Annotated in this window: 25 protein-coding genes, 1 tRNA gene and 1 other RNA gene; 20 read left to right on the forward strand and 7 right to left on the reverse strand. The window is 37.8% G+C overall.

Features of this window, described 5'->3' with window-relative positions; genetic code table 11:
- Positions 1-45: 45 nt before the first annotated feature.
- The 3 genes from ffs (at position 46) to fsa (ending at position 1891) form a co-directional block, all read left to right on the forward strand.
- Positions 46-145: signal recognition particle sRNA small type (ffs, locus tag ACHFIZ_RS15025), an RNA gene on the forward strand.
- 114 nt (positions 146-259) lie between these two features.
- Positions 260-1105, forward strand: a complete 846-nt coding sequence (locus tag ACHFIZ_RS15030; protein WP_410887264.1) for a DUF1080 domain-containing protein — start codon at positions 260-262, stop codon at positions 1103-1105.
- A gap of 114 nt (positions 1106-1219) precedes the next feature.
- Positions 1220-1891 carry a fructose-6-phosphate aldolase gene (gene fsa, locus ACHFIZ_RS15035; RefSeq protein WP_410887266.1) on the forward strand — a complete coding sequence of 224 codons (672 nt, stop codon included), beginning with the start codon at positions 1220-1222 and terminating at the stop codon, positions 1889-1891.
- Positions 1892-1978: 87 nt separating this feature from the next.
- Here the strand turns inward: fsa and ACHFIZ_RS15040 are convergent, their stop codons facing one another.
- Positions 1979-2518, reverse strand: coding sequence for a D-glycero-alpha-D-manno-heptose-1,7-bisphosphate 7-phosphatase (locus tag ACHFIZ_RS15040; RefSeq protein ID WP_410887267.1), 540 nt, complete (start codon positions 2516-2518; stop codon positions 1979-1981).
- A gap of 143 nt (positions 2519-2661) precedes the next feature.
- Here ACHFIZ_RS15040 and ACHFIZ_RS15045 point away from each other — a divergent pair, with 143 nt between their 5' ends.
- Entirely contained in the window at positions 2662-3492 is an 831-nt protein-coding gene (locus tag ACHFIZ_RS15045) for an alpha/beta fold hydrolase (protein ID WP_410887269.1), read from the forward strand.
- A 133-nt stretch (positions 3493-3625) separates the two neighbouring features.
- A tRNA-Lys gene (locus tag ACHFIZ_RS15050) sits at positions 3626-3698 on the forward strand.
- On the opposite strand, the gene ACHFIZ_RS15055 is transcribed toward ACHFIZ_RS15050, so the two are convergent.
- Both ACHFIZ_RS15055 and ACHFIZ_RS15060 read right to left on the reverse strand, forming a co-directional pair.
- Positions 3652-5214 (reverse strand): recombinase family protein, encoded by a 1563-nt coding sequence (locus tag ACHFIZ_RS15055; RefSeq protein ID WP_410887344.1) that lies wholly within the window; start codon positions 5212-5214, stop codon positions 3652-3654. The genes ACHFIZ_RS15050 and ACHFIZ_RS15055 overlap by 47 nt on opposite strands.
- The gene (locus tag ACHFIZ_RS15060; protein WP_410887271.1) at positions 5211-5375 is read right to left on the reverse strand and encodes a hypothetical protein; all 165 of its coding nucleotides are present in this window, start codon (positions 5373-5375) and stop codon (positions 5211-5213) included. Before ACHFIZ_RS15060 ends, ACHFIZ_RS15055 begins: the two co-directional genes overlap by 4 nt.
- A gap of 171 nt (positions 5376-5546) precedes the next feature.
- Between ACHFIZ_RS15060 and ACHFIZ_RS15065 the strand changes: the two genes are divergently transcribed.
- From ACHFIZ_RS15065 to ACHFIZ_RS15075, 3 genes are all read left to right on the forward strand, one after another.
- A complete protein-coding gene (locus ACHFIZ_RS15065; protein ID WP_410887273.1) occupies positions 5547-6851 on the forward strand; it encodes a toll/interleukin-1 receptor domain-containing protein in 1305 nt (434 codons plus the stop codon).
- Positions 6852-6967: 116 nt separating this feature from the next.
- Positions 6968-7270: a hypothetical protein gene (locus tag ACHFIZ_RS15070; RefSeq protein WP_410887275.1), complete on the forward strand. Its 303-nt coding sequence runs from the start codon at positions 6968-6970 to the stop codon at positions 7268-7270.
- 1 nt (position 7271) lies between these two features.
- Positions 7272-7658 carry a hypothetical protein gene (locus ACHFIZ_RS15075; protein WP_410887277.1) on the forward strand — a complete coding sequence of 129 codons (387 nt, stop codon included), beginning with the start codon at positions 7272-7274 and terminating at the stop codon, positions 7656-7658.
- Positions 7659-7805: 147 nt separating this feature from the next.
- Here the strand turns inward: ACHFIZ_RS15075 and ACHFIZ_RS15080 are convergent, their stop codons facing one another.
- From ACHFIZ_RS15080 to ACHFIZ_RS15090, 3 genes are all read right to left on the reverse strand, one after another.
- A complete protein-coding gene (locus ACHFIZ_RS15080) occupies positions 7806-8585 on the reverse strand; it encodes a hypothetical protein (RefSeq protein ID WP_410887279.1) in 780 nt (259 codons plus the stop codon).
- A 9-nt stretch (positions 8586-8594) separates the two neighbouring features.
- Complete coding sequence (locus tag ACHFIZ_RS15085) at positions 8595-9569, reverse strand: hypothetical protein (RefSeq protein ID WP_410887281.1); 975 nt, start codon at positions 9567-9569, stop codon at positions 8595-8597.
- A 69-nt stretch (positions 9570-9638) separates the two neighbouring features.
- A complete protein-coding gene (locus ACHFIZ_RS15090; protein WP_410887283.1) occupies positions 9639-11636 on the reverse strand; it encodes an AAA family ATPase in 1998 nt (665 codons plus the stop codon).
- 146 nt (positions 11637-11782) lie between these two features.
- On the opposite strand from ACHFIZ_RS15090, the gene ACHFIZ_RS15095 reads away from it, so the two are divergent.
- The 6 genes from ACHFIZ_RS15095 (at position 11783) to ACHFIZ_RS15120 (ending at position 17611) form a co-directional block, all read left to right on the forward strand.
- The gene (locus ACHFIZ_RS15095) at positions 11783-11986 is read left to right on the forward strand and encodes a hypothetical protein (RefSeq protein ID WP_410887285.1); all 204 of its coding nucleotides are present in this window, start codon (positions 11783-11785) and stop codon (positions 11984-11986) included.
- Between the two features lie 203 nt (positions 11987-12189).
- Positions 12190-12594 (forward strand): mobilization protein, encoded by a 405-nt coding sequence (locus tag ACHFIZ_RS15100; protein WP_410887287.1) that lies wholly within the window; start codon positions 12190-12192, stop codon positions 12592-12594.
- On the forward strand, positions 12579-13835 hold the full coding sequence (locus tag ACHFIZ_RS15105) for a relaxase/mobilization nuclease domain-containing protein (RefSeq protein WP_410887289.1): 1257 nt from the start codon (positions 12579-12581) through the stop codon (positions 13833-13835). Before ACHFIZ_RS15100 ends, ACHFIZ_RS15105 begins: the two co-directional genes overlap by 16 nt.
- A gap of 33 nt (positions 13836-13868) precedes the next feature.
- Positions 13869-15950 (forward strand): conjugal transfer protein MobC, encoded by a 2082-nt coding sequence (gene mobC, locus ACHFIZ_RS15110; RefSeq protein ID WP_410887291.1) that lies wholly within the window; start codon positions 13869-13871, stop codon positions 15948-15950.
- Positions 15951-16075: 125 nt separating this feature from the next.
- Entirely contained in the window at positions 16076-16660 is a 585-nt protein-coding gene (locus ACHFIZ_RS15115; RefSeq protein WP_410887293.1) for a GNAT family N-acetyltransferase, read from the forward strand.
- A 12-nt stretch (positions 16661-16672) separates the two neighbouring features.
- On the forward strand, positions 16673-17611 hold the full coding sequence (locus tag ACHFIZ_RS15120; RefSeq protein ID WP_410887295.1) for a response regulator transcription factor: 939 nt from the start codon (positions 16673-16675) through the stop codon (positions 17609-17611).
- A 59-nt stretch (positions 17612-17670) separates the two neighbouring features.
- Here ACHFIZ_RS15120 and ACHFIZ_RS15125 read toward each other — a convergent pair whose 3' ends face one another.
- Positions 17671-17952, reverse strand: a complete 282-nt coding sequence (locus tag ACHFIZ_RS15125) for a helix-turn-helix domain-containing protein (RefSeq protein ID WP_410887297.1) — start codon at positions 17950-17952, stop codon at positions 17671-17673.
- A gap of 312 nt (positions 17953-18264) precedes the next feature.
- Between ACHFIZ_RS15125 and ACHFIZ_RS15130 the strand changes: the two genes are divergently transcribed.
- The 6 genes from ACHFIZ_RS15130 (at position 18265) to ACHFIZ_RS15155 (ending at position 23531) form a co-directional block, all read left to right on the forward strand.
- Positions 18265-19149 (forward strand): RteC domain-containing protein, encoded by an 885-nt coding sequence (locus ACHFIZ_RS15130; protein WP_410887299.1) that lies wholly within the window; start codon positions 18265-18267, stop codon positions 19147-19149.
- Positions 19150-19265: 116 nt separating this feature from the next.
- Positions 19266-19784 carry a hypothetical protein gene (locus ACHFIZ_RS15135; protein ID WP_410887301.1) on the forward strand — a complete coding sequence of 173 codons (519 nt, stop codon included), beginning with the start codon at positions 19266-19268 and terminating at the stop codon, positions 19782-19784.
- Positions 19785-19913: 129 nt separating this feature from the next.
- The gene (locus ACHFIZ_RS15140) at positions 19914-20204 is read left to right on the forward strand and encodes a DUF4134 domain-containing protein (RefSeq protein WP_410887345.1); all 291 of its coding nucleotides are present in this window, start codon (positions 19914-19916) and stop codon (positions 20202-20204) included.
- A gap of 95 nt (positions 20205-20299) precedes the next feature.
- A complete protein-coding gene (locus ACHFIZ_RS15145) occupies positions 20300-20650 on the forward strand; it encodes a DUF4133 domain-containing protein (RefSeq protein ID WP_410887303.1) in 351 nt (116 codons plus the stop codon).
- Positions 20647-23115 (forward strand): TraG family conjugative transposon ATPase, encoded by a 2469-nt coding sequence (locus ACHFIZ_RS15150; RefSeq protein WP_410887305.1) that lies wholly within the window; start codon positions 20647-20649, stop codon positions 23113-23115. The genes ACHFIZ_RS15145 and ACHFIZ_RS15150 overlap by 4 nt, the downstream gene beginning before the upstream one ends.
- Positions 23116-23135: 20 nt before the next feature.
- Positions 23136-23531, forward strand: a complete 396-nt coding sequence (locus ACHFIZ_RS15155) for a hypothetical protein (protein ID WP_410887307.1) — start codon at positions 23136-23138, stop codon at positions 23529-23531.
- The last annotated feature ends 13 nt before the right edge of the window (positions 23532-23544 follow it).

Genomic DNA, 23544 nt, shown 5'->3' on the forward strand with positions numbered 1-23544 from the left:
CACTTTACTCTTTTGGGAATTCAATTCTATTGCTACATTTGTCCCGGGCAAGTCTTTTACGATCAGCTCCTTTTGAACTCCCCCAGGGCGGGAACGAAGCAAGGGTAGAAAGTTGTAGCGATGCGATAAGAGGTGCTTGCCCATTTTTACTTTTCTATAAGTAAAAATGGGAATTCATAAACCCCAATATAAATCAAACACATCCTTATTGCAAATCTGGTCTTATATTCCCTAAATTAGTTGAATATATAACCACAATATGAAATTAAACGTATTATTTAAAGCAGCAGTATTGTTAACTGCCCCGCTCCTCTTTTTAGGAAGCTCAAAAACCGCCACTCCTCTACCGAAATGGGTACAGATGTTCGATGGAAAGGACCTTAAAGGCTGGGACATCAAAATCAGAAAGCACGATTTAAACGACAATTATAACAATACCTTCCGAGTGGAAAACGGACAACTGGAAGTGCGCTATGATAAATACACGGACTTTGATAAGCAATACGGACACCTTTTCTATAAGAAACAATTCTCTCATTATTTAATTGGTGTGGAATATCGTTTCACTGGAAATCAGGTTAAAGGTGGTGAAGGCTGGGCATTTCGCAACAGCGGAATCATGATCCACGGACAAGATCCAAAAACCATGGGTAAAGATCAAGACTTCCCTAATTCTATTGAAGTACAACTATTAGGTGGATCGGGTAATGGAAAACGCAGTACTGCGAATATTTGTACACCAGGAACACAGTTCGTTCAAAATGGAAGGATTATCAAAACACATTGTATCGACTCCAACTCTCCTACTTTCAGCGGAGACCAATGGGTACGTGTAGAAGTGCTTGTATTAGGTGATTCTACAATTGTGCATTACGCAAACGGCGAAGAAGTGTTGAGGTATCAAAAACCACAAAGTGATCCTGTTGGGGGTGCAGAAGAAGGCGCACTTTTAAAAAGCGGCACCATCTCACTTCAAAGTGAAAGTCATCCGATAGACTTTAGAAAAGTAGAGATCATTGATCTGGAAAAATATGCTAAGGATCCTAAGAAACTAAAAGAAGTTGTAGACAGACTTATGGCTGAGAAAAGAGTAGCTAAGCAATAGGCCAATAACGCCAAGTTATAATGTGAAATTAAATAGACAACCAGTTCTGCAATTTAAATTCATAATACCTAATTTAGCCCTATTCTTAATCAGTAATTCTAAAATTAAATAAGCATGAAATTTTTCATTGATACAGCGAACCTAGACCAAATCAAAGAAGCACAAGACCTTGGTATTTTAGATGGTGTAACCACCAACCCAAGTTTAATGGCAAAAGAAGGAATCAGCGGTGAAGACAAAGTTATTGCCCATTACAAAGCAATCTGCGATATCGTGGACGACAATGTGAGTGCAGAAGTTATCGCCGTAACGTATGACGAGATCATTAAAGAAGGTGAAGCATTAGCTGCACTGGATGCAAAGATTGTGGTGAAAGTTCCGATGATCAAAGACGGTATTAAAGCGATCAAATACTTCTCGTCAAAAGGAATCAAAACCAACTGTACGCTAATATTCTCTGCTGGTCAGGCGCTATTGGCTGCAAAAGCAGGTGCTACTTACGTATCTCCGTTCCTTGGTCGTTTAGATGATATAGGTTCTGAAGGACTAACATTAGTTGAAGATATCCGTACCATTTTTGACAACTACGGCTACCCTACTCAAATCTTAGCGGCCTCTATCCGTGGACCGTTACACATTATTGCTTGTGCTAAATTAGGCGCAGACGTGATGACCGGGCCATTGACTGCTATCTTAGGATTATTAAAGCACCCATTAACTGATAGCGGATTGGCTACATTTTTAGCTGATCACAAAAAGGCTGCTGCTTCAATAACTCAACAGTAAGCGAAACTATAATAATTATGAAGTGGCAATGAGATAATCGTTACCACTTCTTTTTTGCCCAAATACTTGTAATAGCTTAAAGGACAACTAGCCTATCAGCTTTTTTAATCCTTCAGAAGAAGTTTTCATAGCGGTACCGGCAAGCACACGTTTAACAAGATCATAATCAATCTGTTCATCTGGAACAATCTCAATGCCCCTTACCCCTGCTCCGTTTGCAGCATCGACGTCGCGCGGCTTATCACCAATCATAATTGACAACTCAGCATCGATATCATAAGTCACGATAGCCTCCAGAAGCATTCCGGATTTAGGTTTGCGACAAGCGCAATCTCCGCCAACAGTTGGGTGATGCGGACAATGGTAAAAGCTAGTAATTACTGCACCCTGCGCTTCAAACTTGTCAAACAGAATCTGGTGCATTTCTGCCAATTCTTCCTCAGTATAACGATTCAGTGCTATTCCACCCTGATTAGTGATCACGATTAATAGATAGCCTTCATCATACAATTTCTTCAAAGGAGGAATCTGGTATTCTAGCACTTCAAAATCTTCAACTCTGGTGATGTAATCATAGATCTCATGATTTAACACGCCGTCCCTATCTAAAAATATTGCTTTATTCATGCCTATAAGTTTCTTTATTGTATCTTACCTTTTCGTTATCGAATCCAAATATGGGGATATATTATAATTATAGCGAAGGATTCCTCCCGAAATAAACAATTGAGGTGGCCGTCTGTTAAACAGAGAACATAAAACAAAGCAATATGCCTTACATAAAAAAAAACGTTGAGAACAGCAATTCAGTAAATCTGTTTTTTGAAGACCTGGGAACGGGGAAACCCGTAGTGTTGATCCATGGTTGGCCGGTATCACATGAGATGTGGGAATACCAGGTTAATGCCTTGGTGGAAGCAGGTTTCCGTTGTATCAGTTATGACAGACGCGGTTTCGGACAGTCGGACAAGCCTTGGGGCAATTACGATTACGATACTTTTGCGGATGATTTACATGAAGTCCTAATGGCTTTGAACTTAACTGAGGTAACTCTTATAGGCTTTTCTATGGGGGGTGGAGAGGTAGTAAGGTATCTTGGACGTTATGGTTCAGGAAGAGTTGCCAAAGCAGTTTTGGTGAGCACGGTTGTTCCCTTATTGGTACAGACTGAAGACCATGAAGAAGGCGTACCTCGAGAAATGTTTGATGAGATTGTTGCGAACATTCACAAAGACAGACCAGCATTTCTTGCAGAATTTGGGAAGCAGTTCTTTAGCGAAGGTGTATTAAATAAACCGGTGAGCCAGGAAATTCAGAACTGGATGTGGAACCTTGCGATTGTGTCCAGTCCGCGTGCCACAGCACAATGCGTTCGTTCTTTCTCGGAGACTGATTTTAGAACTGATTTAAGCACGATTACTATACCGGTGATGATTGTACATGGAGAAGATGACAAAATTGTTCCAATTAAAGCAACGAGCGAGTTAACATCTTTACAACTTCCGAACGCAGCTTACTACCGATTTGAGGGCGCACCACATGGGCTTTTTATCACTCATAAGGACGAATTGAACCAATTATTGCTCAATTTTATCGCCTAAGAATAATTAATTAGGCTAACAATCAGTATGGTATGCGATTTCGAAAAGAATAATTTGCAGATTACTTAACGTACTTATATATTTGCACCACTTTAAAAGGAAACGCTTAAAGTAAAGTTCACAAAAAAACTTTGATTCCGTAGCTCAGCTGGTAGAGCATTACACTTTTAATGTAGTGGTCCTGGGTTCGAATCCCAGCGGGATCACTTGATGGGATAGACTAGAAAAATCTAGTTCTATCCCATTTTTGTTTCTACACAACTCTTTGTTTATCAACGCAATAAGTGCAATTCCAGGATTGGTTTTTGTGGTTCGATAAGTGCCGTTATCAAATACCAATTTTTGTGGATAAATGGCGTTTACAAATTTTCTTTGAAAAGAAACTGTCTGTTCAGGATATTTATAAACGATTTTTAAAGCGGCATTAATCATTTGTTTTACTGTTTCAGGCACATTTGTACGATCGGTAGCCAATTCCATGAGGTCATTTTCAAGGTTTTTTATCTTTTCTTCATTCTCAAACTTCATTAGCCTGTAGTCACCCGCTTCCAATTCTTCATTTAAAAGCAGCTCTCTAAGTTTAGTTGTTCTTTTATTTAGCACAGTAATCTGCGACAATATCTGCTTCCTTAAATCATTCTTTCCAGACATTCTTTCTTTGTAGTAATAGTGGATAAAACTAACATAAACGTCCTCCATTCCCGCTAAGGGCTTATATTTTTCTATATCCTTTAAAAACGCCTTATTAAGCATTGTTGCACTTATCCGATAACCACAGATTGAATTGCAATGGTAATAGAAATAATATTTAGTTCTGCCCTTTGAAGGACTTCCAGTTAAGGTTTTGTTACACCTAGGGCATGCTAGGAAACCACGTAACGGCAGTTCGTCCAACGATGCAATACTTGTTTTATGCACTGGCTTTTTTTGTGTAATAACTTCCTGTACCCTGTTGAATAGGCTTTCCGAAATCAATGGATCATGTTGCCCCTGAACAAAATAACCTTCTTCATCCTTATTTTTAGGGACATATATTTTACCGCAGTAAACAGGATTTTTCAGTGCTGACCAAAAGTTATTGCGACTAGTTTTTAATCCCTGTTTATTCACAGTTCGCAACATTTCAGCTTGGCTATATCCCCCTTCAGCCAACTTTTCAAATGCCCAGCGCATAATTTTAGCTTCGGGTTCATACAATCCGATATATTTACGTCCGTCTTCCGTAATCTTGTTTGCATATCCTTTAGGTGCGACACCCATAAAACGGCCTTCTTTTTTCGCCCTACGCATACCATTAATCACGTTTAAAGCCCTTCTGTCATTATCCACTTCAGGTGTAGCTAAATAAATAGCCAGCATAATCTTACTTTCAGGTATCGCCATATCCAAAGGCTGTTCTATGGCTTGCGGCTCTATCCCTAGTTTTTTAAGGGTTGAGATCATCTGATAAGCATCACTGGTATTCCTGCTAAATCTGTCCCATTTCGTAAACAGGATAATATCTGTCTGGTTACCTTTCTGTTTTTTTATCCTGATGAGCAGCTTTTTCCACTCTGGCCGGTTAAAAGTCTTGGCAGAATGGTCTTCATAAATCACCTGTCCAATCTTTAGATTATGATAGTCGCAATACTTTCTTAGCCGTTCGTCCTGATCCCTTTGTGAGTACCCTTTATCGGACTGCTCATCTGTACTTACCCGTATATATAAATCTGCTATTTTCATACTCGTTTCACGTATTCCTCCACTACTAATTTAGCGATTTTATCCATGAATTCCAAGATTTCACGAACCTGATCACGGTTAAATATCAGTCCGTTACGCTTGAAAATCTCCATTGCTTCGTCAATGGAAATGATGTGTTTGAAGTCTTTTGTTTTACTCATAAGCGATACTTAAAATACAAGTATCAGTCAATCAAAAACGGGCAATGCTCTAGTAGAGAATTATGGCAATAACTGAAACTGTTAGATTATTATGATTTCTACATACTATGGATATATCGATTATCATTATTAAATTCACCTTTCAGGACCACTACATTAACCTCAAATAAATTGAAAGATACAGCCGCCGCACCGAAACGTGATCAAAAATCTGTTTTACTTTATTTCACAGATGTCGCACCTAAAAAACTTATCACACAACCCTTAAAAAAGGGTCACACTGAAGAGCCTGGAGTGGGTGTTAAATCGTATACTTTTAAAAATTTCCACTTCACTGGTGACTTTCAGGGATTTATTTTTAAAAATTGCAAATTTATTGAGTGTACATTTGAAAATGTATGGGGATTCTTTTTGTATTTTAAAAAGTGCTTTTTTTCTGATTGTACATTCAAAAATTCCCGTTTTTCACATGGTCAGTTTGGTTGGACTGAGTTATCCTTTCTCAAATGTAATTTCAGAAATGTGGAAATTGATGAAGGTGATCTAGATAATTCAATTTTTGATAATTGTAGTTTTCGGGGACTGAAATTAGCAGAGGAACTATTCAACGTTGAGTTTACTGAGTGTGATATAGAAGAAAGTCAGTTTATGGCCTTAGCGTATTATCCCCCAGGGACACCGTTAGAAACTGCTGCCCAAGAAGTTGTTTTCCGTAATTGTACGATTTCTGAAAGTTACTTTACCAATGTGGATTTTCGAAATAGTTCTTTTGTTGAATGTACTATGTATTTTTCAGTTTTTGTGGATTGCACCCTGTCAAATGAAACCTTTATCATCGGGGAAAAGGAACTTAGACCAGTTTATGCAACTATGGATTTTCAAACTATATTGAAAAGCGTATTGACAGATCGCACCATACTAAAAGCTTTCTTCAATATCCACGCTCTGGATTATAAAGAAAAAATCAAGGAGATATCATCCGAGACGAATTACAAAAAACTTTTTATTTCTTACAGTTTTAAGGATCGGCTATTCGCATCAACACTAAATGATGCGTTGAAGAAAAATGGTATAAAAACCTTTCTATGGGAAAAAGATGCTCCAGGAGGTCAGTATCTTGAAGACATTATGAAAAAGAATGTTCTTGAACACGATACTATTCTTTTCATCGCTTCCACTCATTCATTGAAGAGTAAAGCTTGTCAATTTGAGCTGAGTGCCGGACGCAAAAAACAGGAAGAAACTTGGAAAAATGTATTTTTCCCTATTCATATCGACAATTATCTTTTTGAAGTCAAACAGAATGAAATTAGACCTATTGATAAAGCTGATGAATACTGGAAAAATATTGAGGAATTAAAAAGGGTTAACTCACAAGATTTCAGTGAGTTTTCAAATCTAACGGCTGCTGACAAAAAGAAATTTGATGAGGCAGTGTTGACAAAAATTGTAAAAGAAATTCAGGCATCGGAGTAATAACTAAAGTTAACAATTGTATTAGGCGTGGTTTAAAATCATTATATGTCGCTTTGAAGAAAGATGAATATAAGATTATTTAGACCATGGTTATCAAAAACATAATCTCAAATAATATGGATCACCATAGGGAAGACAACAGGGATCAAAAACTGGCTCAACTTATCAAACAAAAAACCATCGATATACTCCAATATGAGTATCCAACTTTACATATGCGATTCCATTTGTACGTGAGCTACCCTCCTGAAGACTATAATTCCCTTGTCTATTTCAATACAGAGGAGGCAATGGCAGAATACAACCAGGTTGTACGTACCATTGACGATAACAAGAGGTTCAATCTGGAAATGAACATGTACACAAAATTTTTGTATGATACGCATCGACAAATTAAAAATGACCTTATAAATTCTTAACATGGCTGACTTAAAAGATTTCGATCCAGACTGCTTTGAACCAGATTACGAAGAAAGGACTTATCCGGTAAGAGGTAAAATAATAGCGCACTTTGCTATGTTCGAAAAGAACATTGAAGCTTTGCTAGCGGCGGAATTTTCTCCCGATGGTGCTGAGCGAAGAAAAATGCAAAATATAGTTTTTGACAGGATGACCTTCGAAAGCAAAAGGACCTCTGTAAAAACGGTACTGCTAAACCGTGCTATTGAAGAAGGCTTTGTAGCGTCCAAGAAGAATGGTAATCCTCATAAGAAGTTACTGGATGAACTAAGTTATTTAAATTCAATCAGAAACCAATTCGCTCATTATCCAACAATACAGGCCACAAACAAACTGGAATTTAGTTAATGCAATAGGACTAATGGAATACCGGGACAGTCCTATCTATAAGTGGTTCACCGCTGAAGAGATCGAAGACATTATTAAAAGAATACAATCGGCGAAGATGGAAATCCTAAAACTGACTAAGAAGAAACTTAATAAGTGATTTGCGATCTATATATTCTCCAGATGGATATTTTCTGGAGGAATTGGATGGTTAATTATCTGCATAAGTTCCATGAAGTAATCTTCTAAATCCTGCGGGTAATGAAACGAATACGTCAGTTTCAGCAATGGGTAAAATTCTATGTCTCTGAATGTATATTCAATTTCCGTATGTTCGCCTTTGTGGAAACCGCTTACCTTTATTTTAAACTCGTCTTCATCAAAAGATACATCAATGCAACTATCGCATTTTTTATCGGTACTATTTACATCTTCAATTCGATAAGACCAAACCATCTTTAATTTACTGTCTGTGGCGTTGATGAACAGGTCAGCAAGTTGTATGGCATTTTCAACATCGCTATCCGAAAAACTTTCGTAATAATGTTCCAATTTATTCCTAATTGTCCTTGTATTTGCAATAATGCTTGCTGGTGCAAGGTCAAGAACCTGCAAAAGTTTCAATTTATACTGAATGTCTGTTTTACTGAGGTCAGGGCTTATCGCTTGAATATATTTATTGGTGGCAGGAGGAAACGGCTTATCGATTGGAAAACCGAAGCACTTCAAAATTTTATCCGTTTGACAATCTATCGCCCTTTTTGCATTGGTTAGCGCATTGGTATTCCCTCTCTGATCCTTTGTCTTAAAATCCTGCTTGCTAAAGTTCAAAAAGGTTTTGGGTGCAATTTGAAACTCATACTCGAGCATCCCAGCAGAATCTCTTTCAATCGTAGCGCATCCGACATTTATCTTCGTCTTTTTAAATAGCTCCAGTAAAACCATCATCAAATCTACTTAGTAAAAATATGTTATTCTATCGTCTACCTGATAAAAGTTATTGTGATTGATCTTATCCTTATCCCTTTTTGCCTCTATTTTATATAGAGTCCGTATTTCATAGCCCATTTGGAAGTTCAATTCTGTCAATCTTTTATGTTTCCACCAAATAATATAGAAGTCCGTATCCTGGCTAAAAATCATGTACTCCTGATTCAGTAAATAACTGACGAGTGCCTTGTCAAAATAGTCCACAATCAGATCTCTGACGGTATATGGCAAGTTAAACGGGTTGATACATATTAGTTCGCTATTAAAACTTCGTTCGGAACCAATCCCATTTAAATCTGGAATGTAGTGCCTGGATGCAATATGGACATAGCTATATATATTAACGGAAAATGTTGATCCAGCTGCCTGGAATGCCACATAATTACTTTTATGACTTCTAAAAAAGCTTCTAGTGACGGAGTAAATATAAAAAGCCGATAGCTTTTGCTTCAATATTTCCCTTTCATGAAGACGCCTTCCGCCAAACATTCCGTTTTGAAATTGATCTTCGAGTATCTTGATTTTCCTGTAGTATTCGATTTTAACTTCATGCAAAAAAGCATCACTGTAAGATGGCTCGAGCTTTAACTCCCAAACGGCAAGAAGTTGATCAAATTTTGCTCGATCCCTTACAATTTCTTCGTCATCCAAATTACGGTAGCCTATAGAAACAGGTTTAAGAAAATCCAAATTGTACAAGTATGTTAATACCAGCCGCTTAAAAAGTGGATCTGCACAATAGCTCAATTGGTAAATATCATACTTAGGTATTGTTAAGTCTTTATCCGTATAGACATACGGTAGCATTGCGCTAACAAACTCACATTCATGTGGCAATAACTTTTTGACATCCCCGTGGTGTACCTTATATAAGTATCGTTTTGAAGCTATTGATTTCTCTTCTTCCGTTAAGGTTTCCAGTTGTTGTTTGGTATAGAGCATTAATTTGACAATAAATCTGATAAAATGGTTGATTAAAAGGGCTGGCTACTGATTTAGACCTCTCCGTATTTAGATAGTTCGATTGTTATGTGACTTGATAAACTTATAAACGGCGATTGTCAACTTTTGAGCGGACTCAGAAAGGTCGGCCCATGTATGCATATGCTCAACGGCTACTCGCGCAAAATCTGCCTTATTGGAGAGTTTAGCCGTATTACCTGGTTTGACATCTGGAAATATCTTGCGTAATTTATCCAGTTCAGTAATTTTTCCTACCACTTCAATAAACGGAATACCTGCATAGTCAGCTTGTTCAATGTCATTAAATTCCAGGTCGCTAGCATTTTTTAATTTGAAATCTTGCAGTGTTAACATTAATACCTTTGGTGACAATAGATTTTCTATTTCGAGGGTATCCAAGCAATAATAGCTTTTACCAAGTTGTTTGGTCAGGACACTATGCCTATCTTCTTTCCCGGCATCTTTATCATGTATCAAAAATATCTTATTGGTAACTTTTGTGGCAAGGATTTTTTCAGCATTGGTTTCAGCTTCATCGAAACTGTAATGAACGATATTGTTTCCGCCAAACTCCATAAATGAAAAGTGCAGGTCTTCCTGAAAAACTCTTTCACCCTCAGCTTCATACATTTCAAAGTACATCTGCAAATAGCGTTTAATATAGAACCGATCAGAAATGCCTTCTACCCAGATACAGCAGTTGGATAAAAAAACAGATGAATTTCGCACACCCAACATATTTAATAGTGCCATATCTGGTGAGGATAGGTTTAATAAGTTGAATTTTGGCTCTCCGTTCTCCGTAATTAACTTCTCCATCGAAAAAATAGAAATCTCTTTGGGGTAATCTACGGAAGTATCTAAAAAATGATTGGAATGGGTTGCGATGAATACCTGTACATTTGGGAATGCAAGTATAGCTTCAATAAAGATCCGCTGCATCCCAGGATGCAGATACAGTTCTGGTTCTTCATAAAAAAGGATATGGCCTGTTCTGTTCCCATAAAAATACAAGGGAAAAGTTAATAGGATGATTGCCTGAATTCCATCTCCTAATTGACAGATCGGGTATTCCTTTTCATCTCCGATTTTCACATAAATATCATCTACACCCTGTGGACTGATGGCATTCAAAGCAACTTTTTGACCATTGAAAAATTGCTTGCTTAGAAAATCCTCAAATTTTGTGAGAATGTTACGTTGATGCTCAACATCGTTTCTTAGTTCGAGAACTTTTTTAAAAAGGGTTTCTCCGGTAAAAAAATTATCGATTTGGAGTTGCCCATCATATAACATTTCTTTACCATTCTGGGAACTGTCAGCTCTTGCATTTTCCGCAAAATAGTCCCAAAAGATGCGGTTAGCGATAACCGGTCCTTCAATCTTAGGAAAGTCACTCCTTTTGGCAATTGCGTAAGCGTGACTTGGGTGCGATCCTGCCATAAAAGATCGTAATGTTCTCAGAATAGGAATATAATTTACCCTAAAACGCACGTTATTTGGCAAAGGTAAAAGATCCTCAATTCTTGGAAGGATACTTTGTATCAGCTTTAGTACATCTTGTTTATTTTTTAAAAGAGTTTCATTTTCATCTAACCCCCACTCATCTTTTTTCAATGCGGATACATCTTCATTCAATTTATGGAACTTCATATAAATATTTTGAAGTTGTAGCTCATCAATCAGTTCATTCCCCTCGAACAGGTCAAGTATCAAGTCGGATGTCACTTGAGTTGCACCGAGCTCTACCAACTGCTGTATGTAGTTGGAAAGTAATGAAACGATGTCTTTGCTCTTATATTCTCTTAAGGTAAATGTAAATTTGTCATCTTCAGGAAGTGCTGCAAAAGCGTTCTTTGGATCAAAAGCAGGATAACGATAAAATTCTTTCAAAATCTCTCTTGACAATCTACTTTTCCCAGAATTATTAGCGCCAATAAAGAAGTTGATTTTGGATAACGGCGCTATCTCGGTTAAAGGCAGGCCGTTATTATAGTAGGCGTTAAATGCTTTTTGTCCCGGAACTAATTTCAATTTTTCTGTCATGCGTATAATTTAGAAATACTAAGATAGATACTTGTCGGATTTGTTAAAACATTTATACCACGCAAAAGTAATGTCATGTATTTTTCCCTACTAGAGTACCCACCCTTTCCAGCTTAACGACTTTTGAGCCAACAAAAATTTAAGCCATGAAAGAACAACAACTCGAAGCACTGGAAGAGCGAAGTGCCAACACCCGTAAGATAGGAACACCAAATGTAAAAGGTCGAAAATACAAGGGCAATCCTCACATGAAGTTGAAAAAGGTCAAGACCGAACCGAGGCAGAAAATTCGGCAATTTTTACGGGCATCCCTACCGTTGGAAGAACTGCGAAACTTAAAAAATGTTTAGCAAACTTCCGCCCCACATTAATAGATCAATCAAATTTAATTTCACCATTTAACCGAGGTTCAACAGCAGCTTCGAGGGTAGCTTTCTGGCAAACCTGGGTTCGCAGCAAGATGGATTTTTGTAGACAAAAACATCTCGCCATCCTTACGGCTGGGGCATTCACTCGGAACTCGTGATGCCTTACAACTTTTGAATAAGCGCCAATGTCAAGACCTAAAAAAGCAGAGCAAGAACAATTTCGACACCTGATCAGGGTGCGTGTAAATGATGCAGTTTATGAGCGTTTGACCAAGCTACAAAAACAAACAGATTGTCGTAGCATTTGCGAAATGGCCAGAAAGATACTATCAAGTGAACGAATTAATGTGTTTCATAGAGAAGCGTCTTTAAACGGACCGATGGAAGAGTTAGCATTGATAAGAAAAGAATTGAAAGCAATCGGCATTAACATCAACCAACAGACCCATCATTTCCACATCAGTGAAAATTCCAATGAACGAGCATTCTTTGTTAGTAAGACGGCTACTTTGTACAAAGGTGTAGATAACAAGGTTGATCAATTGCTACTTATCGTTACCAAACTTGCAGAAAAATGGTTGCCAAAATAGCAAGCGGAAAAAGCATCAGGGGAATCCTGCATTACAACGAGGATAAAGTTGAACTTGGCGAAGCTACACTTATTCTGGCCAGTGGCTTTGCAGGCGATATTGAAAAGATGAACTTGGTACAAAAGCTAAAAAGATTTGAGCATCTGACCATGCTGAATGCAGCTGTCAAGACCAATGCGCTGCACATTTCTCTAAACTTCGATGCTTCCGACAAGCTAGACAGCCAGAAATTACAACAGATTGCCGCTGATTACATGGAGCGTATTGGATTTGGTGACCAGCCATTTTTGGTATATAGGCATTATGATGCCAATCACCCGCATATCCATATTGCAACCACCAATATCCAGCGTAACGGCGAACGAATAGATATTCACGGTATCGGATATAAGTTATCAGAACCTGCGAGAAAAGAACTGGAAAAGAAATACGGACTACTTAAAGCTGAAGGACGAGAAATGCAGCAGGGAAAAGGTATAAGATCCGTTATATATGGAACAAAACCCACAAAACAAGCCATCAGCAATATCGTCACCGGAGTTATGCGCCAATACCGTTATGCAACATTTGCAGAATATAAAACCATACTGGAACATTTCAATATCAAAGCAGACCGTGGTGCAGCGCATACACAGATGTTCGATAAAAGAGGCTTAATTTATTCTATAATGGATGATAATGGCAAATCAATTGGAATCCCAGTAAAAGCCAGCCAGATTTATTGTAAACCTACGATGGATGAATTGGATAAACAATACAAACGAAACATAGAAAAACGTAAGCATTTTAAAGCATCGCTAAAAAACGAAATAGACAAACTATTTTTCAAATACGGGAATTTCAGCAAGGAATTGCTAACAAAGGAACTAGTAAAATCAAACATCAGTATAACATTCCGAACAAGCGACCAAGGGCTGCTTTATGGAGTAACCTTTATAGACCACCAAAATAAAACCGTATTTAATGGCAGTGACCTGGGCAAAGCTTATAGTGCAAAAGCCTTGTCTGTGAGGTTTGAAAAAGCGGAATTGAACCCTCAAAAACTGGAAACCACAAAACAAGTTTTTCAGCCTGAGCAGGATAATCCGTCCAAAAGCTATTTAAAAGTTCCTGAACCTACAAATTTCTTGGGCATTGCATTGGCCAAAGCACAATCTGAAAGTGGCATAGCCATACCTAAAAAGAGAAAAAAACGCAAAAAAGGAGAAAAAATCGAGCAAAATCAGCAGCTCACATTATAAAAAAAATACCAATAAAATCAAATAACAATAATTATGAATACTGGAGAAGATACACAAGGACTACGCAAGATCATAGATTTTAGTCGCCTAATTAGTGTTTTTATATTGGCGATACATTTTTACCTCACCTGCTACGGCGCATTCCAGCAATGGGGCCTTACAGCTGATATTACAGACCGCATAATTGCAAACCTAACAAAGATTAGTTGGTTCAATGGTCTGCTCAAACCCAAGTTTGCAGCCTTTTTATTTTTGATTGTTTCTCTAATTGGTGCCAAAGGTAAAAAGGATGAAAAAATCAATCGCCAGAGCATAGTCGCCTACCTTATTTGCGGGTTGATTTGCTACAGCATCGCCTTTCTTTCGCTTTACCTGCATACTGGTTACCGTATAATGGCTGGCTTGTATATCGGCCTCACCGTAATAGGCTATTTGTTAATCTTAACAGGCGGCACAAGGCTATCAAGGCTACTTAGGCTTAATCTGAACAAGGATGTTTTCAATACCGAAAATGAAACTTTTCCACAAGAAGAGCGGCTATTGGAGAATGAACATTCGATAAACTTACCCACTAAATACAAATTAAAGGGAAAAATACGCGATGGATGGATCAATTGTGTAAACCCCTACAGAAGTATTTTAGTATCAGGTTCTGCCGGAGCTGGTAAAACCTATTTTGTGATTAGACATATTATCGATCAGCATCTACGAAAGGGCTTTTCTATGTTTTTATACGATTTTAAATTTGACGACTTAACCAAACTGGCCTATAATAAACTCCTTAAATATCATAAAAATTTTAAGGTAAAACCGAAATTCTATGTCATTGATCTAGAAAACCCCAAACACCGATGTAACCCGATTGACCCCAAAGATATGATTGATATTACCGATGCTACAGAAGCGAGTCGCACTATTATGCTAGGGCTGAACAAGGAATGGCTTAAAAAAAGTGGTGACTTTTTTGTAGAAAGTCCAATCAACTTCTTAACGGCAGTCATTTGGTATTTACGCAAATATCAGGATGGTAAATATTGCACCCTACCTCATGTGATAGAACTAATGATGACGGAATACGATCACCTGTTCGCGATTTTAGAAACCGAACCTGAAATAAGGGTTTTAATCAATCCATTTATTTCGGCATGGCAACAAGGAGCAAAAGCACAATTGGAGGGTCAGATTGCAAGTGCAAAGATTGGACTGGCTAGGCTCTCATCACCACAACTTTACTATGTACTTTCTGGTAACGATTTTACTTTGGATATTAATGACCCTAAAGCACCTAAAATCGTTTGTATGGGTAATAACCCACAAAAAATAGAAACCTACGGTGCAGTTTTATCTTTATACGTTAGCAGATTATTGAAACTGGTAAACAAGAAAGACAAGTTAAAATGCAGTCTGATCTTTGATGAGTTTCCTACGCTAGTCGCTACTGGAATTGTATCAACAATCAGTACCGGAAGAAGCAATTTAATTTCCTGTACGATGGGCATTCAATCAATTGAACAAGTAAAAAAAGAATACGGTACTGAATTTGCAGAGATTATAGCGGGAATATCTGGTAATATTATTAGTGGTCAGGTTACTGGCAACAGTGCCAAAAAATTATCGGAAACCTTTGGCAAGATAATGCAAGACAGGCAAAGTGTAAGTATAAATAGTAGCGATACATCTATTTCTAAATCTACACAAATGGAATCTGCTATTCCTGCATCTAAGATTGCTACGCTATCATCAGGTGAGTTTGTAGGGATTGTAGCTGATAGTCCCAATGAGAAAATTAGCTTAAAAATGTTTCATGGTGAGATTCAGAATAATCATGAGGTAATTGCACAAGAGGAAGCCACTTACGTGCCTTTACCAACAATTAGAAAAATAACACTCATGGATATGCAAGAGAATTACAATAGAATAAAAAAAGATGTGGCGACTATTATTGCGGATGAATTAAAAAAACTGGAGAAAATCGAAAAGGACAAAATTTCCAAAGCAGAGAAAGATAAAAAAAGAAACATTAAACCGAACGCACCAAGAAAATCAACACCAAAACGAGTTAACAAGAAACCTTTAATTAAAAAAAAGGATCAAGATCAAGCTGTTTCAATGTAGTTTTTTTGGGAGTTAGCGCATTCATTTTCATTTTCTGAAATACTAAAATAAATGACCCCCCGTTATAATAGTTCGTTCTAAATTGAATTTTTTGCTATCGGAGGGTATCAAAAACCAAATATTTAATGAATATGATGAAAGTCGGACACGATAAAAAGGAACTCGTTGTAAGTATTTTAGTTGATTCTTTTGAATCAAATTTAAGTGTAAATTATATAGCAGGTGCCAGTAACGAAAAATCAAAAAGGATTAAAGCGCTAATGGAGTACTCCTTTGAAATCTGTCGCCTATTTGGAGACGTCTATATATCAGATGATGGTTTTGGCTGTGCTCTTGTTTTATATCCCGATAAAAGGAAAACAACTGTTAAATCTATTATGCTGGATATTTTTCTATTATTTAAATGCATTGGAATAACCAATATCGGTAAAGCTATTTCCAGGGAACAAAATATAAAAAAAATTCAGCCTAAGGAACCTATGACCTACCTTTGGTTTCTTGGTGTAAATCCTTCATCGCAGAATTTGGGTATAGGTAGCAAACTTTTACAAGAAGTAATCTTAGATTCTGAAGAAAAGAATTTACCTGTTTACCTTGAAACCTCTACAGTTAACAATCTATCTTGGTATAAGCAATTTAGCTTTCAAATTTATGATCAGCTCGAATTTACCTATAGCTTATATTTTCTAAAACGTAATGTATTAAAATAACAAAGGAAGCCTATGCTTGTATTTAATTCAGATATGCACATTGTTACATTAATTTTTGTAATACTGGAATTAGTAATGTTTGGGATACAATTAGGTTATTACCTTAATAAGCCAACTGATAAACCTCGTTTTTGGTATTTGATTCTTCTCCTTTTACTATTAATATACAACATCACTGGCGGACTTTTCCCCGATCCAGATATAAAATGTATTCCATTAGGTTTACAAAACATCATAGCTTATGGTAGCGGTTTTTTAATGGCTTCCTATTTTCCATTTTATTTTTATAAAGCTTTTAAATTAAGATTATTACGTTTCCATGCCATTTATGGCGTTCCACTTTTTTTAATTCTCCCGTACATCGTATTCTTTGTAATATACTATGCTTTTACCATGGATATTGATAATGCTTTAACATACGGATTAGTTATTCCTTTTATTTATTCAATTGTAATTTTATGGGCAATATTAAGAGCTTTAAAATTTCATTTAAAGCAAGCTAACAATGAATTAATTACAAGTAAAACTGAAGTTATCGCTGTTTGTTGCGCTGTAGCACCATGGGTTTGCATGACAGTCTTTGCCTATTTCCATGTAACACAATGGATTGAAGTTTTAGCCACCAATTTAGGTTTTATATTGATTACTGTAATTTTTATAGCTCATTCGGTGAAAGGCTCAAGAATACAAATTGAAGAGTTAAAAAAATTGGATATAAGAATAATTTCAGAGGAAGTTTTTGAAATTAATATTAACAATTATCGTTTTTCTGCTCGTGAAATCGAAGTAATCAGATTGATCCGTCAGGGATATTGCAAACAGGAAATTGGAGAGAAACTTTTCATTGCGACCTCCACCGTATCAAGACACGTACAGAACATCCATGATAAAGCTGATGTAAGCAGTAGACTTGAGCTTATGCGAAGATTGGAGTTGGAAGCAGCTTCCTGAAAAAAATGTAATAATTGGTTTTCTGGGGCTGCGCCATTCTAGTTCAGCCCATTTTTATGTCAAAAATCCAGTAAGTCTTTGGGATTAAGATCCAAGCCGATTGCTAAAGAAACTATAGTGGTCAACGCCAGGTCGACCTGCCCTGTGGAAATCCGTTGAACCTGACTGTACTCCAGACCTGCCCGATTGGCAAGTTGTCTCAACGATGGCTTGGTGTTGTTACGAATACCATAATCCTGAAGCAGCACCAAAAGATGCTCTCCGAATTTTAGTTTTGTCTCCTCTTTCCAATCCATCCCCGAAACTCCCACATATTGGAATAAGTATTGACGTATGAACATACGTCAATACAAAAAATATTTTTAAATCCAACTTTATTGTCGTCATTTTTTTCAAAGAATAACCCCTTTCTGTATGGTATGAGCTGGATTTTTCAAAAAATACTTTTAAAAATGTATATGGAATGGGTTGTTTTATGTAGTTGATTTTAGCATTTATGACACACATTTGTCACTGGCATTTCTAAAAAACGACAATCAATTTTACCCAATATCCAGAGGCTTATGAAAATAAATTTTACTAATTCCTTTCCCAATGTAACCTAATTATTGCCAGTTAACAGGCAGGGAAGATTTATTTAATTATTCCTAACTATGCGTAAAAACACATTTAAAATGCTATTCCGTGACCTAAAAAACAGGTTAAAATTGATTAGTGGTCGTGAGCTAAACCTAATTGGAAAGTTCAATGAAGTGATTGGTCTAATCGCTGTTTTCCACAAGGAATTAAACGATCAAGTGCGAAAAATTCCGTTTAAGGATAAGTTTGACGAAATCTACTATCACAAGTTTGAGAAGCCAGATTACATGGCTATCAAGATTTATTATACTTTACTGTTTAAATTCCAGTGCAGCTTGCCTGTTGCCGTTCCAGAATTGAGAAAATCTTGCTATTTAGAAAAACTAAAGGAGCTTGATAACTGGTTTCGTGATCATCGTTTTTTGTATGACTATTACCGTATGGGCTACACCGATCTGGATGAAGTATTATTTATCAGGGGTGCTGAAGTAACCCTACCCTATTTACAGGATATTCCCGAATTGGATAAGGCCGTATCAACCACTGGTGATTATATTTTTTCGATGTTTATTGCACACGAAGAATTACAGGAACATCTATTGACCGAGTTGTTGAAGCTTGATCAGCGTAATCCAGAATTTTCTGCAATTACCAGCCCTAAAAAATGTTTGGACTGGACTGGTGAGATCATTAATTTGGTAGAACTTGGTTATGCGATTTGGTTATCTGGCCAATTGGGTTCAGGCAAAACCGGTTTACAGGAAATCTTTAATTGGCTGGAAGCAAGTTTCGGCGTGGAGATAGGTATTCCCGCCAACCGCTTTCGGGAAATTAAGCGGAGAAAGCGGTTGAGCCGAACCCATTTTATGGATTTTTGTAAAACTGGTCTACTGAATTATATGGACGAGGATGACAATTTTAATTCAGACGACGAAAAAGATAAACATCGACTTAATTGATAATGAATGAGTTAATAAATATAGTGCTCTACTAGAGATATCTCAATGCGCATCCTTTGAACCTTTGCTTTTGTAAATCCTGTCGCAATGTAGCGGCAGGACTAAAGCAAAAAATTATGATTTTACAATCTTTTTCGTGGCAACATTTCATACTTGCCACACTGGTTCTCGGGATCATCTGGTATGTCGGTATTTGGTTGTACTATCGCAGAAAGGGAAAAAGCCCACGAGATGCTGAAAATTCTTCGATATCCTTACCGCACAGATGGCAACAACAGGTCGATGAACTAAACCCGTCTGATGCGTTAATCGGTCAGCCAACTTTGGAGCCTGGTGTACAGCTAGTCGAAGCAGCAGACTTTAGTTTTGCGGATAAATCTAACACCGACAAAATCGCTGATAAATCTCACCAACTTGGCTTAGTTCCAGATGTGCTGCAGGAGATAAAAGCGATTTGTGCAATATTAGAGAAGAAGGACGGAAACAAAGAGGATTTCTTCGCCATGTTTGAAATGGTTAAAGTCAAATATCCTCAAATTATCAATTATTCAGCCACTAGTGAGCTAAATCAATTTATCCGTGAGCATGTGCCTTTCCACCTATCAGCCGAGGAGTTGGAAGGTCTGTGGAATTAGACAAGCTCCACTTACAGACAATTAACCCATTCATTCATCTTTTCAAATTATTTAATGACTAAAAATCAATTAAAATTCAATGGCAGCGGATTAAGTAAACGCCGTGTCATCTTCGGAAAATTTCTGCTGATGCTAATGGTTGTACTCTGCTGTAATATATTATACAGCTCCATTGTTTTGGCGCAGGATGGCGTGGCAGGGATAAACGAAGCCACCAATAAAGTTAAGAGCTACTTTGATGCTGGCTGTAACCTCATGTATGCCATCGGTGCAGTTCTGGGCATAATCGGCGCTGTTAAGGTTTTTCAAAAGTGGAATGCAGGTGAACCTGATACGAGCAAAGTGGCAGCTGCATGGTTTGGTTCCTGCATCTTTTTGGTAGTGGTAACTACCGTATTACAGTCCTTCTTTGGAATATAACGTGAATTAAGAAAACAGGCTGGCGAAAGGTAAAGCCTGCACAAGAATGGCACCACTGTTTCGTCAACCTGTTTTTTAAACAAAAAATCATTACTATGAGTTTAATCTATCAAATCAATAAAGGTATCGGCAAACCCATCATTTTTAAGGGGTTACAGGGGCAATACATTGCCTGGCTAGCCATCGGGCTTGTTGCATTGTTAATTGGCTTTACCATCTGCTACATTTCAGGGCTAACACTTTTTGTGCTTCTGCCGCTCGTATTGGCATTGGGTTTAGGACTCTTTATCTCTGTTAGCCACTTATCCAAAAAATACGGCGTATATGGTCTCGGTAAGTTTATTGCAAAACGCGGATTGCCGAAATATCTAAAATTCAAATCCAGAAAAGTATTTACAGGTTTGCGAATAGTGCATACCAATTTGGGAAGGCAGGTTCGCTCATGATCGATATCGGAAAAATACTACCTATATGGAAAGTTGAAAACGATTGCCTTATATCCATGTCAGGCGACCTTACCATTTGTTTTAGGCTGGATCTACCAGAAACAGGTACAATGGCAAGCACCCAATTTGATGCCGCACAACAGGCATTTGTAAAAGCAATCAAGGTATTGCCAGCTGGTGTAGTGTTCCATAAGGCAGATTATTTTTTTAAAGCAACTGTAAAGCCTGATTTTGAAAAGGCATCGGATAGTCTACTGGCCTTTGCCTCCGAGAAACATTTTAACGAGCGCCCCTATTTAGACCATGAGTGTTATCTCTTTCTGACCTTATTGCCACTAAACCGAAAACTATCTTCATCAGCCTATAGCAATATTCTTCGAAAATCTATTGCGCCTGTGAAACGAAAAGATGAATTGGCCATCAAAAACTTCCAGTCGGCCTGTGGTTCTTTCCAGCGTATTCTGTCAGATAGTGGTCTATTTTGTTTAATGAGGTTAAGCGATGATGAACTGGCAGGCACTGCAAACCATCCGGGTATTATAGAAAAATACTTGTTTCTGCTCGGTAAAGGTCAACAACCAATTATTCGGGATGTGCATTTAAAAGATGAAATCCGTATTGGTGATAAACATTGCCAGCTGTATACACTTTCGGATGCGGAAGATTTGCCCCCATTTTGTGGTACCCGCATTGATTACGATTCCTATTCCACCGACAGAACCAAGTACAGTATTGGCTTTGCTTCCCCCTTAGGCTTATTTTTGGACTGTAACCACATCTATAACCAGTTGATTTTTACAGGCGACCCACAAAAGACAATCAAGAAACTGGAAGCTAAGAAACTGCGTCTGCAATCTTTATCTGCCTATTCAAGGGAAAATGCGGTGTCACGTGATGCCTGCAATGATTTTCTTAACGAAGCAGTTGCCACACAGAAGCTGCCAGTGAAAGCGCATTTCAACGTACTCTGTTGGACAGATAACCCTGCCGAACTTGGTGAGCTGAAAAACAGGGTCGGTTCGGCAATGGCTAAAATGGACGCTGGCTGCAAACAGGAAACTGACGGAGCACCACAGGTGTGGTTTGCCTGTATGCCGGGTAACGAAGGTGATTTTCCGATGAACGATACCTTTGACACTTTTGCTGAGCAGGCTTGCTGTTTTCTGAATATGGAAACCAGCTACCGCAGTTCTCTGTCGCCATTTGGGATCAGGCTCGGTGACCGCCAAACAGGGGTTCCAATTCATGTGGATATTTCAGACGAACCACGTAGATTGGGCTGGACAACAAATCGAAATAAGTTCATTATTGGCCCAAGTGGCAGCGGTAAAAGCTTTTTCACTAATCATCTGGTACGTTCTTACTATGAACAGGATGCACACGTGGTGATCGTGGATATTGGGCACAGTTATAAAGGTCTTTGCGAGTTGTTAGGTGGTTATTATTTTACCTATAGCGAGGAAAATCCAATCTGTTTTAATCCCTTTTGTATTGGCGAGGGTGATGTAATGGATATCGAAAAGAAAGAGAGCATTAAGACTTTGCTTTTAGCACTTTGGAAGAATGAGAACGAAAGCTATACCAGAGCGGAATATGTGGCGATAAGTAATGCGTTGACCTTATATTATGAGCACCTGTCAGTTCATCCGTTAATTTTTCCCTGCTTCAATTCCTTTTATGATTTTCTGATGCAGGAATATTTAGAGGTTTTGGAAAATGGGAAAGTGAATCCTAAGGATTTCAATATAGACAACTTTTTGTATGTACTTAACCCCTACTACAAGGGTGGTGAGTTTGACTTCCTGCTGAACGCCACTACAAACATTGATCTGTTAAATGAACGCTTTATCGTATTTGAAATTGATACGATTAAGTCACATCCGATTTTATTTCCAGTTGTCACACTGATTATTATGGAAATGTTCATTGCCAAGCTACGCAAGCTTAAAGGGGTTCGCAAGGTTTTGTTACTAGAAGAGGTATGGAAAAGTATTTCCAAGGGTGGTATGGCTGAATACATTCAGTATGCCTATAAAACCTTTAGAAAATTCTTTGGGGAGCCGATTGTAGTTACCCAAGAGATAGAGGATATTATTTCTTCGCCAATTGTGAAACAGGCCATCATCAATAATTCAGACTGTAAGATCCTTTTAGACCAAAGCAAGTACCAGAATAAGTTTGATACCCTGCAGGAACTGCTGGGACTGACCGATCATGATAAGTCACTTATCCTTTCGATGAATAAGGCGAATGATCCCAAGCTCAAATATAAAGAGGTTTTTATCTCTCTGGGGGGACATTCAAAAGTCTATCGAACAGAAGTTAGCTTGATTGAGTATTTGGCCTACACCACCGAAGAACTTGAAAAGCAAAAGGTCCAGGAATATGCCACAAAGTACGGCTCCGTTGCCCGTGGCATCGCAGTACTTGCGGCGGAGCTTCTCAATGGAAAAAAGATTTTTTAACTATTAAAACAATATCAATTATGGAAACAATAATCAAAAATCAATCGAAAAACAATTTATTATTTGCGCTTATTGTAGTGCTCTTTATCGCATTCAATGGTTGCAGCCGCTTAGCGCCAAGCTTTTCAGGAATTTATGTGAACAGTGCGGGAAGCGAGGCTAGTGTTGCTATTGATACACTGATCGTGGAGCAGGTGAATGGTGAAAACTACAACATCCATCGTAAAACTCGATTTAGCCTGATTGATGATAAAGGCAATACTGGAACACCACAGTATGAGACTGAAGAGTGGACTGCTGTTTATGATCCCCAGACAACGATAATGACCGAGCGCCGTAATGGTAAGCTGATCACTTTTGACATTGAAAAAGACATCATGACCGTAAGCAAGCGCAAGTATAAACGGATTAAATAACAGGAATATGAAC

The sequence above is a fragment of the Pedobacter sp. JCM 36344 genome, assembly GCF_046546555.1.
Taxonomy (GTDB): domain Bacteria; phylum Bacteroidota; class Bacteroidia; order Sphingobacteriales; family Sphingobacteriaceae; genus Pedobacter.

Bases quoted from the DNA above. Each gene is read 5' to 3' on its own strand.
- ACHFIZ_RS15030 (WP_410887264.1), top strand. From the start codon at position 260: ATGAAATTAAACGTATTATTTAAAGCAGCAGTATTGTTAACTGCCCCG.
- fsa (WP_410887266.1), top strand. From the start codon at position 1,220: ATGAAATTTTTCATTGATACAGCGAACCTAGACCAAATCAAAGAAGCA.
- ACHFIZ_RS15040 (WP_410887267.1), bottom strand. From the start codon at position 2,518: ATGAATAAAGCAATATTTTTAGATAGGGACGGCGTGTTAAATCATGAG.
- ACHFIZ_RS15045 (WP_410887269.1), top strand. From the start codon at position 2,662: ATGCCTTACATAAAAAAAAACGTTGAGAACAGCAATTCAGTAAATCTG.
- ACHFIZ_RS15055 (WP_410887344.1), bottom strand. From the start codon at position 5,214: ATGAAAATAGCAGATTTATATATACGGGTAAGTACAGATGAGCAGTCC.
- ACHFIZ_RS15060 (WP_410887271.1), bottom strand. From the start codon at position 5,375: ATGAGTAAAACAAAAGACTTCAAACACATCATTTCCATTGACGAAGCA.
- ACHFIZ_RS15070 (WP_410887275.1), top strand. From the start codon at position 6,968: ATGGATCACCATAGGGAAGACAACAGGGATCAAAAACTGGCTCAACTT.
- ACHFIZ_RS15075 (WP_410887277.1), top strand. From the start codon at position 7,272: ATGGCTGACTTAAAAGATTTCGATCCAGACTGCTTTGAACCAGATTAC.
- ACHFIZ_RS15080 (WP_410887279.1), bottom strand. From the start codon at position 8,585: ATGATGGTTTTACTGGAGCTATTTAAAAAGACGAAGATAAATGTCGGA.
- ACHFIZ_RS15085 (WP_410887281.1), bottom strand. From the start codon at position 9,569: ATGCTCTATACCAAACAACAACTGGAAACCTTAACGGAAGAAGAGAAA.
- ACHFIZ_RS15090 (WP_410887283.1), bottom strand. From the start codon at position 11,636: ATGACAGAAAAATTGAAATTAGTTCCGGGACAAAAAGCATTTAACGCC.
- ACHFIZ_RS15095 (WP_410887285.1), top strand. From the start codon at position 11,783: ATGAAAGAACAACAACTCGAAGCACTGGAAGAGCGAAGTGCCAACACC.
- ACHFIZ_RS15100 (WP_410887287.1), top strand. From the start codon at position 12,190: ATGTCAAGACCTAAAAAAGCAGAGCAAGAACAATTTCGACACCTGATC.
- ACHFIZ_RS15105 (WP_410887289.1), top strand. From the start codon at position 12,579: ATGGTTGCCAAAATAGCAAGCGGAAAAAGCATCAGGGGAATCCTGCAT.
- mobC (WP_410887291.1), top strand. From the start codon at position 13,869: ATGAATACTGGAGAAGATACACAAGGACTACGCAAGATCATAGATTTT.
- ACHFIZ_RS15115 (WP_410887293.1), top strand. From the start codon at position 16,076: ATGAATATGATGAAAGTCGGACACGATAAAAAGGAACTCGTTGTAAGT.
- ACHFIZ_RS15120 (WP_410887295.1), top strand. From the start codon at position 16,673: ATGCTTGTATTTAATTCAGATATGCACATTGTTACATTAATTTTTGTA.
- ACHFIZ_RS15125 (WP_410887297.1), bottom strand. From the start codon at position 17,952: ATGTTCATACGTCAATACTTATTCCAATATGTGGGAGTTTCGGGGATG.
- ACHFIZ_RS15130 (WP_410887299.1), top strand. From the start codon at position 18,265: ATGCGTAAAAACACATTTAAAATGCTATTCCGTGACCTAAAAAACAGG.
- ACHFIZ_RS15135 (WP_410887301.1), top strand. From the start codon at position 19,266: ATGATTTTACAATCTTTTTCGTGGCAACATTTCATACTTGCCACACTG.
- ACHFIZ_RS15140 (WP_410887345.1), top strand. From the start codon at position 19,914: ATGCTAATGGTTGTACTCTGCTGTAATATATTATACAGCTCCATTGTT.
- ACHFIZ_RS15145 (WP_410887303.1), top strand. From the start codon at position 20,300: ATGAGTTTAATCTATCAAATCAATAAAGGTATCGGCAAACCCATCATT.
- ACHFIZ_RS15150 (WP_410887305.1), top strand. From the start codon at position 20,647: ATGATCGATATCGGAAAAATACTACCTATATGGAAAGTTGAAAACGAT.
- ACHFIZ_RS15155 (WP_410887307.1), top strand. From the start codon at position 23,136: ATGGAAACAATAATCAAAAATCAATCGAAAAACAATTTATTATTTGCG.